Below are 7,537 nucleotides of genomic sequence, written 5' to 3'. Positions count from 1 at the left end.
GCCCTGCGCCTGCGCGAGGACCTCGTGGCCCCTGACCCGCTGCTCGACAGCCTGATCGAAGTCTGCCGGCTGCACGGCATCGCCGCATCGCGCGCTTCGCTGTCGGCCGGACTGCCGCTCGACAAAGGGCCGCTGAGCCTGACCCTTGCCGAACGCGCCGCTGGGCGCGCCGGTCTGGCAACCCGCCTGCAGCGCCTGAGCCTCGATCAGATCGACGACCTGACCCTGCCCGCCATCCTGATCCTCAAAGGAGATTCGGCCTGCGTGCTGCTGGGCCGCGAAGCGCCCCCAACGGCATCGCCCGAGGCCACTGGCGACGCCACCTGGCGCGTGCTGCTGCCCGAAACCGGCCAGGGCGCCGTCAAGCTGAGCACCGCAGAGCTCGAGGCCCGCTACAGCGGTGTGGTGCTGTTTGCCAGACCGCACTTTCGCTTCGACGAACGCGCCCCCGAGGTCAAGGCCACCCGCAGTGGCCACTGGTTCTGGGGTCCGGTGCTGGCGCAGCGCTTTGTGTACCGCGACGTGCTGTGGGCGGCCCTGCTCATCAACCTGTTCGCGATGGCCTACCCCATCTTCTCGATGAACGTCTACGACCGCGTGGTGCCCAACCATGCGACCGAGACGCTGTGGGTGCTGGCCATCGGTGTGACGCTGGTGTTCGTGAGCGACGTGTTCATCAAGCTGCTGCGCAGCCACTTTGTGGACGAGGCCAGCGCGCGCATCGACGTGCAGATCTCCGCCACGCTGATGGAGCGCGTGCTGGGCATGCGCCTGGAAAACCGCCCCCAGTCGGTGGGCTCCTTTGCCTCCAACCTGCGCGGCTTCGAGCAGGTGCGCGATTTCATCGCCTCCAGCACGGTCACGGCCCTGATCGACCTGCCCTTTGCCGTGCTCTTCCTATTCGTGATCGCATGGATCTCGCCCTGGCTGATCCTGCCGGTCATCCTGGTGTTCTTCGTCATCGTGGTCTCGGGCTACGTGCTGCAGCACCGCCTGCACGAGCTCTCGCAAAGCACCTACCAGGCCTCGGCCCAGCGCAACGCCACCCTGGTCGAGAGCCTGACCGGCATCGAAACCATCAAGTCGCAAGGCGCCGAAAGCCTGATCCAGGCCCGCTGGGAACGGGCCAACCAGTTCCTCTCGACGCTGAACGTGCGCATGCGCGGGCTCTCGTCCACGGCCATGTACACCACGGCCACGCTCACGCAGATGGTGTCCGTGGCGATCGTGCTGATCGGCGTTTACCTGATCACCGACAAACAGCTCACCATGGGTGGCCTCATCGCCGCCTCGATGCTCGCGGGCCGCGCCCTCGCGCCGGCCGGGCAGATCGTGGGCCTGTTGATGCAGTACCAGGGCGCCCGCACCGCGCTCGAATCGCTCAACAAGATCATGGATCAGCCTGTGGAGCGCCCCGAGGGCAGCAGCTTCGTGCAGCGCCGCGAACTGAGGGGCGAGATCGAGTTCCGCCATGTGTCCTTCGCCTACCCGGGCCGTCAGGACCATTCGCTGGACGACGTCAGCTTCAAGGTGGCACCTGGCGAAAAGGTCGCGCTGATTGGCAAGGTGGGCTCGGGCAAGACCACGCTGCAAAAGCTCATCCTGGGCCTCTATCAGCCCAAGGAAGGCGCGGTGCTGATCGATGGCATCGACATGCGCCAGCTCGATCCGGCCGATGTGCGCCGCAACCTCGGCTACGTCTCGCAGGACGTGAACCTGTTCTACGGCACCCTGCGCGAGAACATCACCTTCGGCATGCCGCATGCGCAGGACGAGGCCATCGTGGCCGCGGCCGAAACCGCCGGCATGGTGGACTTCATCAGCCGCCATCCGCAAGGCTTCGACATGCAGGTGGGCGAGCGTGGCGAGCTGCTCTCGGGCGGTCAACGTCAGGGTGTGGGCATCGCCCGCGCCGTGCTGCACAACGCGCCCATCCTGCTGCTCGACGAGCCCACCAGCGCCATGGACTTCTCCACCGAAGCCCTGGTCACACAGAACATGCAGGCCTTCTCCCAAGGCAAGACCGTGGTGCTGGTCACCCACCGCACCTCGATGCTGGCCTTCGTAGACCGCGTGATCGTGATCGACCAGGGCAAGGTCGTGGCCGACGGCCCACGCGAACGCATCATGCAGGCGCTCGCGGCTGGCCGCATCTCGCGCGCATCCTGACCTGCCCGGAGCCCCCACATGAGCACACTGAGCACCCTGGGCCTGGGTCTGATCAAAGGCCTGGAAGCCCTCCGCACCCGCATCGCCCCCCTGACCGACCGCCTGCTCGACAGGCTGACCGGCGCCCGCGTGACGCCCGAGGCCGCCCAGGCCAGCGGCATGCGCAGCTTCGAGCTGGAAGCCGACGCCGTCATGTCGCGCGAGCACACCTACCGCGCACAAACCGTGCTGCGCGGGGCCTTGCTGGTCGTCGTGGTCCTGATCACCTGGGCCGCACTGGCCAAGGTCGACGAGGTGACCAAGGGCGACGCCAAGGTCATTCCTTCCAGGCAGCTGCAGGTGATCCAGTCGCTGGACGGCGGCGTGGTCACCGAGATCCTGGTGAAAGAGGGCCAGGTGGTCGAGGCCGGCCAGCTGCTGCTCAAGGTGGACGAGACCCGTGCCACTTCGGGTGTCCGCGAGAGCGCAGCCCAGTCGTTTGCGCTGCAGGCCAAGTTGTCGCGCCTGAAGGCCCTGGCCGAAGGCCACAGCTTCACCCCGCCCACACCGCGGCCTGACAACGCCGAAGAAAAGCGCATCGTCGACGAAGAGCGCCAACTCTACGACGCACGCCGCTCCGAACTCGAAGCGCTGATTTCGATCAGCCAGCAGCAACTGGCGCAGCGCCAGCAGGAGCTGAGCGAAGCGCGCTCCAAGCGCGAATCGGCCAGCCGCTCGCTCGACCTGTCGCAGCAGGAACTGGCCAAGACCCGACCGCTGCTGGCCAGCGGCGCGGTCTCGGAGGTCGACGTGCTGCGCCTGGAGCGCGACGTGAGCCGGGCACGCGGCGACCTGGAGCAGGCAGGCGCCCAGGCTGCACGCGCCCAGGCCTCCATCGCCGAGGCCACGCGCAAGATCCAGGAGACCGAACTGTCCTTCCGCAACGACACGCGCAAGGAGCTCTCGGAGGTGCTGGGCCGGCTCAACGCCCTGAACGAAGGCGCCGTCGCCCTGGCCGACAAGGTGGACAAGGCCACGGTCAAATCCCCGGTGCGCGGCCGCGTGCAGCGGCTGCTGGCCAACACGGTGGGCGGCGTGGTCTCGCCGGGCAAGGACATCGTCGAGATCGTGCCCCTGGACGACGCGCTGGTGCTGGAAGCCAAGATCCAGCCACGCGACATCGCCTTCATCCACCCAGGCCAGAAGGCCACCGTGAAATTCACGGCCTACGACTTCTCGATCTACGGCGGCCTCGACGCGGTGGTGGAAAACATCAGCCCCGACACCGTCACCGACGAGCGCGGCACCAACACCTTCTACATCGTGCGCGTGCGCACCCACCAGACCAACTTCAGCGACAAGATGCCCATCATCCCGGGCATGACCGCCGAAGTGGACGTGCTCACGGGCCAGAAGACGGTGCTGTCCTACCTGCTCAAACCCGTGCTCAAGGCCCACGCCTACGCGCTGCGCGAGCGCTGAACCCGCCAAGGCGCGAGAGCCACAGGCCCTGCAATTCAGACCGGCTGATCAGGCCATCTTCACGGCCGGGCCGGTCACCCCATCGATGCCGACCTGGCGCAGGGCCTGGATGTCGGCCAGCTCGTTCACCCCTTCGGCGAACACCTGCAACCCCAGCCCGTGCAGCATGCCAACGGTGGCCGAGACAAAGGCCGAGCGGGCCGTGTCCTGGGCCACGCCCTGCACCACCGAGGCATCGAGCTTCACATAATCCAGGCCCGCCTCGAACAGGAACTCGATGCGGGTCAGGCGCTCGCCGGCATGCTCCAGCCCGATGCGCGCACCCAAGGGGCGAAGCTGCTTGCACAGTTCGCGCACCATGTCGAAACGGTCGATGGCGGCGGCCTCGGCCACCTCCAGCCACAGGTGGCGCGCGGCCTCGGGCGAAGCCGCCAGGCGCGCGCGCAGGCGCGGCACAAAGCTGCTGTCGGCCAGAGACGCGGGCGAGAGGTTCACACCGCGGGCCTGCTGGTCCTGGGCGATCTGGTCCAGCGCCAGCCCCACCGCGGCCTCGTCAATCTGCGAAATCAGCCCACAGCGCAAGGCCATGGGCAACCAGCGGGCGGCCGGCTCGAAGGTGCCACCGGGCTCCAGCTGCAGGCGCAGCGGGCACTCGTGGTGCACCAGGGCCATCAGGCCATCGACCACCGGGAAGCGCATCAACTGCAGACGGTGCTCGGACAGGGCGCCTGCCAGGCGACGGCGCCACTCGTCTTCGCCCAGCACGGGCGCGCTGCTCTCGGGCAGCACGGCGCTCTCGACGGCAAAGGCACCGCGGCTTTCGGCCTGGGCCAGTGCCGAGTCGGCCGCGGCCAGCACCTGCGCAACCGGCATGCCGCGACTCCATGGCACAGCGCCGATCACCACCGAGGCCGACACCGCCTGCTCGGCAAACACACGCCTCAGCGCGTCGGCATAGTGCTCAGCCTGCGGCAAGGGCACGTCGACGCTGCTCAGGCAGACCGCGAAATCACCGCCATTGAGGCGCCCCTTTGCCGCACCGGCTACACCACGCGACACCCCATTGAGCACCTGGGCCAGGCGCTGCAGAAGGCCATCGGTGGCGCGGTGCCCCAGCGTGCGGTTGATCCCGACCAGGTCCACCAGGCGGATCAGGTACAGCACGCCAGAACCCGAACCTTCTTCCTTGTCCAGTTGGGCCTGAAGCTGGGCCATGAAATGGCGGCGGTGCGACAGGCCAGTGAGCGGATCGCAATGGGCCTGCTGACGCAGCAGCTCGACCTGCGAAGCCTGCTCGTCGAACAGCGATTTGAGTCGAACCACCACCTCGTTCATGGCCCGACTCAGCCGGGCCAGTTCGGGCACCTTGGGCTCGACGACGGTGATGAAGCGCCGCTCCATCAAGGCCTGGGCCTGATCGACCGTGGCGTCCAGCGGTTCGCGGATGCCGCGCACCCCGAAGGTCGCGGCCACACCTGCCAGGGCGCCCAGCACCGCCAGCCAGGTGGCCGTCTTGAGGCTGCCCTCCCAGAGCTGGTCGTGGGCAAAGCCGGCATGGCTCACCACCTCGACCGAGCCCAGCGCCCGCCAGCCGTCCGACACCTGGGCCACGCCCGGGGCCGATACCACCGGCACCAGCTGGGCGAACCAGGCAGGGGCGTGGGTCTTGTTCGTGTCGCTGGAGACCACGTGCTCGAACAGCACACGGCCGTTGGCGTCCCTCAGGGCCACCCGCTGGTAAAAGCCCGTGTCGAACATGGCCGACGCCATGAGGTCCATGCCCGTCATGTCGCCCTTGAGCTGCGACAGGTTCAATGCCAGCGACTGGGCGTTGTCGGCGTTCTTCAGGCGGAGCTGGGTTTCCAGGTAGCCCCGGGCCGACACCATCCACACGGCGAAGCTGCCAAGAAACGCCATCAGCAGCGTCGTCAGCAACAACAACCAGATCTGTCGAATCAGGGACATATGCTCTCCAGCAGCCTGCGCTGCGCACTCCGTTTTCTGCTCTTCACCACCAGCCTTCGGCCTTGGCTTTGGCCAGCACATCGCGCCAGCGCGACAAACGGGCCACCGGGTCGCCCGCACTGGCCCCCGCGACACCTTGCCACAAACCTTCGGCGTTGAAGCTGAAAACAGGGCTGAGATCCGGGCGTCTGGAGGCCGGTCGGATCTCGGTGACCAGGTTGTCCAGGATCAGGGGCTCGGCATTGGGCTCCGGGTAATAGGCCAGCACCATGTGGGCCTGGGTGCCACCGGCCACCTGGGCTCGCACATAAACCAGTCGCATCTTCGCACCCGATATGCCGGAAGCCAGGAGCGCGAAATACTTGCCGATGGCGTAATCCTCGCAATCACCCTGCCCTTTGCCCAGTGTTTCCAGGGGCGAGGCCCAATAATCGACCACACCCCAGACCTCGCGGTCATCGCGGTAAAGCACCTGGCGATTGAAAAAGGTATTGACGGTGCGCAGGCGAGATTCTTCGTCGTGCCCGGCCGATTCCACGATTTCCTGAATCAGGGCCTGTGCCCGGGCCAATGCCACCGGCCCCGCACGCTGGGCGGTCGACAGCACACGGCTGGAATCGAGGGCCTGGCTGCCGGGCCAGGCCAGCAGAAAGGCCAGACACAGCGCTCGCCAGCGAATCCGAAGAGGGATCACCCGTGCCGGCCAGGCCAAATGCTGACCAGCCTGTCGACAGAGGGAGGACAGCTTTTGAGAGAACACATCCTTAGATCGGTTGGTCGATACCAAACTTGACCCTCGTTTTGTCGCACCACGGTGGACGCATCACGCACCCCATTCTCTGCCGGGCAAAGCCACGGGTTTTCGATGTCAGAATGCGCAGCAGTGGTGATTCAAGACGCCTGAATGGTGGCCCGCGCTCAAGAAACCTGCAACCGCGCCGATGCCACCCTCTCAAAGATGAGGTTGAAACGTGAAGACTGTGATGAAATCGTTCGGATTGACAACCCTTTCTGTGGCCTGCCTGCTGAGCGTGGCCCATGCCCAGACCGCCAGTGCTGGCCTGGCCGATGCCGTCCAGAAGGCGATCACGAACAACCCCGAAGTCACCGCTCGCCTGAACGCCTTGCAGGCCGCCGCGAATGAAACCGACGTGGCCAGCGGCGGCTTCCGCCCCGTGATCGGCCTGAGCGCCAGCGTCGGCCGCGACAGCGACCGCATCACCAGCCGCAGCCCCGCCTCGCAAAGCCTGACCCGCAACGGCATCGCCCTGACGGCCAACCAGATGCTCTGGGACGGCCTGGCCACGCGCACCGAGGTCGATCGCCTCGGTCATGCCCGCCTGACACGCTACTTCGAGTTCCTGGCCGCCACCGAAGACACCGCCCTGGAAACCGCCAAGGCCTACCTCGACGTGCAGCGCTACCGCAAGCTGGTGGCCCTGGCCGAAGACAACTACGTGCAGCACAAGTACGCCGCCGATCAGCTCCAGTCGAAGTTCAAGGCCGGTGTGGGCCGCGGCGTGGATGCCGAGCAGTCGAACGCCCGCCTGGCCCTGGCCGAATCCAACCTGACCACGGAAGTCGCCAACCTGCATGACGTCAGCGCCCGCTACCTGCGCCTGGTCGGGGAAGCGCCCGCACCCAGGCTGGCCAGCGTCGCCGGACTGGAAAAAGGGCTGCTGCCTGGCAACACCGACACGGTGAACCAGTCGCTCTCCCGGCACGCCAGCATCAGCGCCGCGGTGGAAAACCTGCGCGCGGTTCAATCGCAGGCCAAGGGCAAGGAAAGCCCCTTCCAGCCCAAGGTCGAGGCGCGCTTCCGCACTGGCGTGGGCAAGAACTTCGATGGCGTGCAGGACCAGAAACGTGACACCGCCGCCGAACTGCTGCTCAACTGGAACCTCTACAACGGTGGTTCCGACCAGGCCCGCGTCAAGCAGTA

5 protein-coding genes are annotated in these 7,537 nt (G+C 66.8%); 3 read left to right on the top strand and 2 right to left on the bottom strand.

The genetic code is table 11. The annotated features are described in order from the left end of the window. Positions 1 to 3: 3 nt before the first annotated feature. Together QZ994_RS17470 and QZ994_RS17465 are read left to right on the top strand one after the other, a co-directional pair. On the top strand, positions 4 to 2,169 hold the full coding sequence (locus tag QZ994_RS17470; protein ID WP_290874669.1) for a type I secretion system permease/ATPase: 2,166 nt from the start codon (positions 4 to 6) through the stop codon (positions 2,167 to 2,169). 18 nt (positions 2,170 to 2,187) lie between these two features. After that, positions 2,188 to 3,630 (top strand): HlyD family type I secretion periplasmic adaptor subunit, encoded by a 1,443-nt coding sequence (locus QZ994_RS17465; RefSeq protein ID WP_290874665.1) that lies wholly within the window; start codon positions 2,188 to 2,190, stop codon positions 3,628 to 3,630. Between the two features lie 48 nt (positions 3,631 to 3,678). Here the strand turns inward: QZ994_RS17465 and QZ994_RS17460 are convergent, their stop codons facing one another. Together QZ994_RS17460 and QZ994_RS17455 are read right to left on the bottom strand one after the other, a co-directional pair. Continuing rightward, the gene (locus QZ994_RS17460; RefSeq protein WP_290874662.1) at positions 3,679 to 5,595 is read right to left on the bottom strand and encodes an EAL domain-containing protein; all 1,917 of its coding nucleotides are present in this window, start codon (positions 5,593 to 5,595) and stop codon (positions 3,679 to 3,681) included. 43 nt (positions 5,596 to 5,638) lie between these two features. Then, positions 5,639 to 6,289 (bottom strand): transglutaminase-like cysteine peptidase, encoded by a 651-nt coding sequence (locus QZ994_RS17455; protein WP_290874659.1) that lies wholly within the window; start codon positions 6,287 to 6,289, stop codon positions 5,639 to 5,641. A 289-nt stretch (positions 6,290 to 6,578) separates the two neighbouring features. On the opposite strand from QZ994_RS17455, the gene QZ994_RS17450 reads away from it, so the two are divergent. Next, the coding region (locus QZ994_RS17450) for a TolC family protein (protein ID WP_290874657.1) at positions 6,579 to 7,537 on the top strand (959 nt) is incomplete at its 3' end.

This window comes from Aquabacterium sp. (assembly GCF_021768455.1).
In the GTDB taxonomy this organism is placed as follows: Bacteria; Pseudomonadota; Gammaproteobacteria; order Burkholderiales; family Burkholderiaceae_C; genus Aquabacterium.
This window is presented reverse-complemented; position numbering and strand designations above follow the sequence as displayed.

Bases quoted from the DNA above. Each gene is read 5' to 3' on its own strand.
- QZ994_RS17465 (WP_290874665.1), top strand. From the start codon at position 2,188: ATGAGCACACTGAGCACCCTGGGCCTGGGTCTGATCAAAGGCCTGGAA.
- QZ994_RS17460 (WP_290874662.1), bottom strand. From the start codon at position 5,595: ATGTCCCTGATTCGACAGATCTGGTTGTTGTTGCTGACGACGCTGCTG.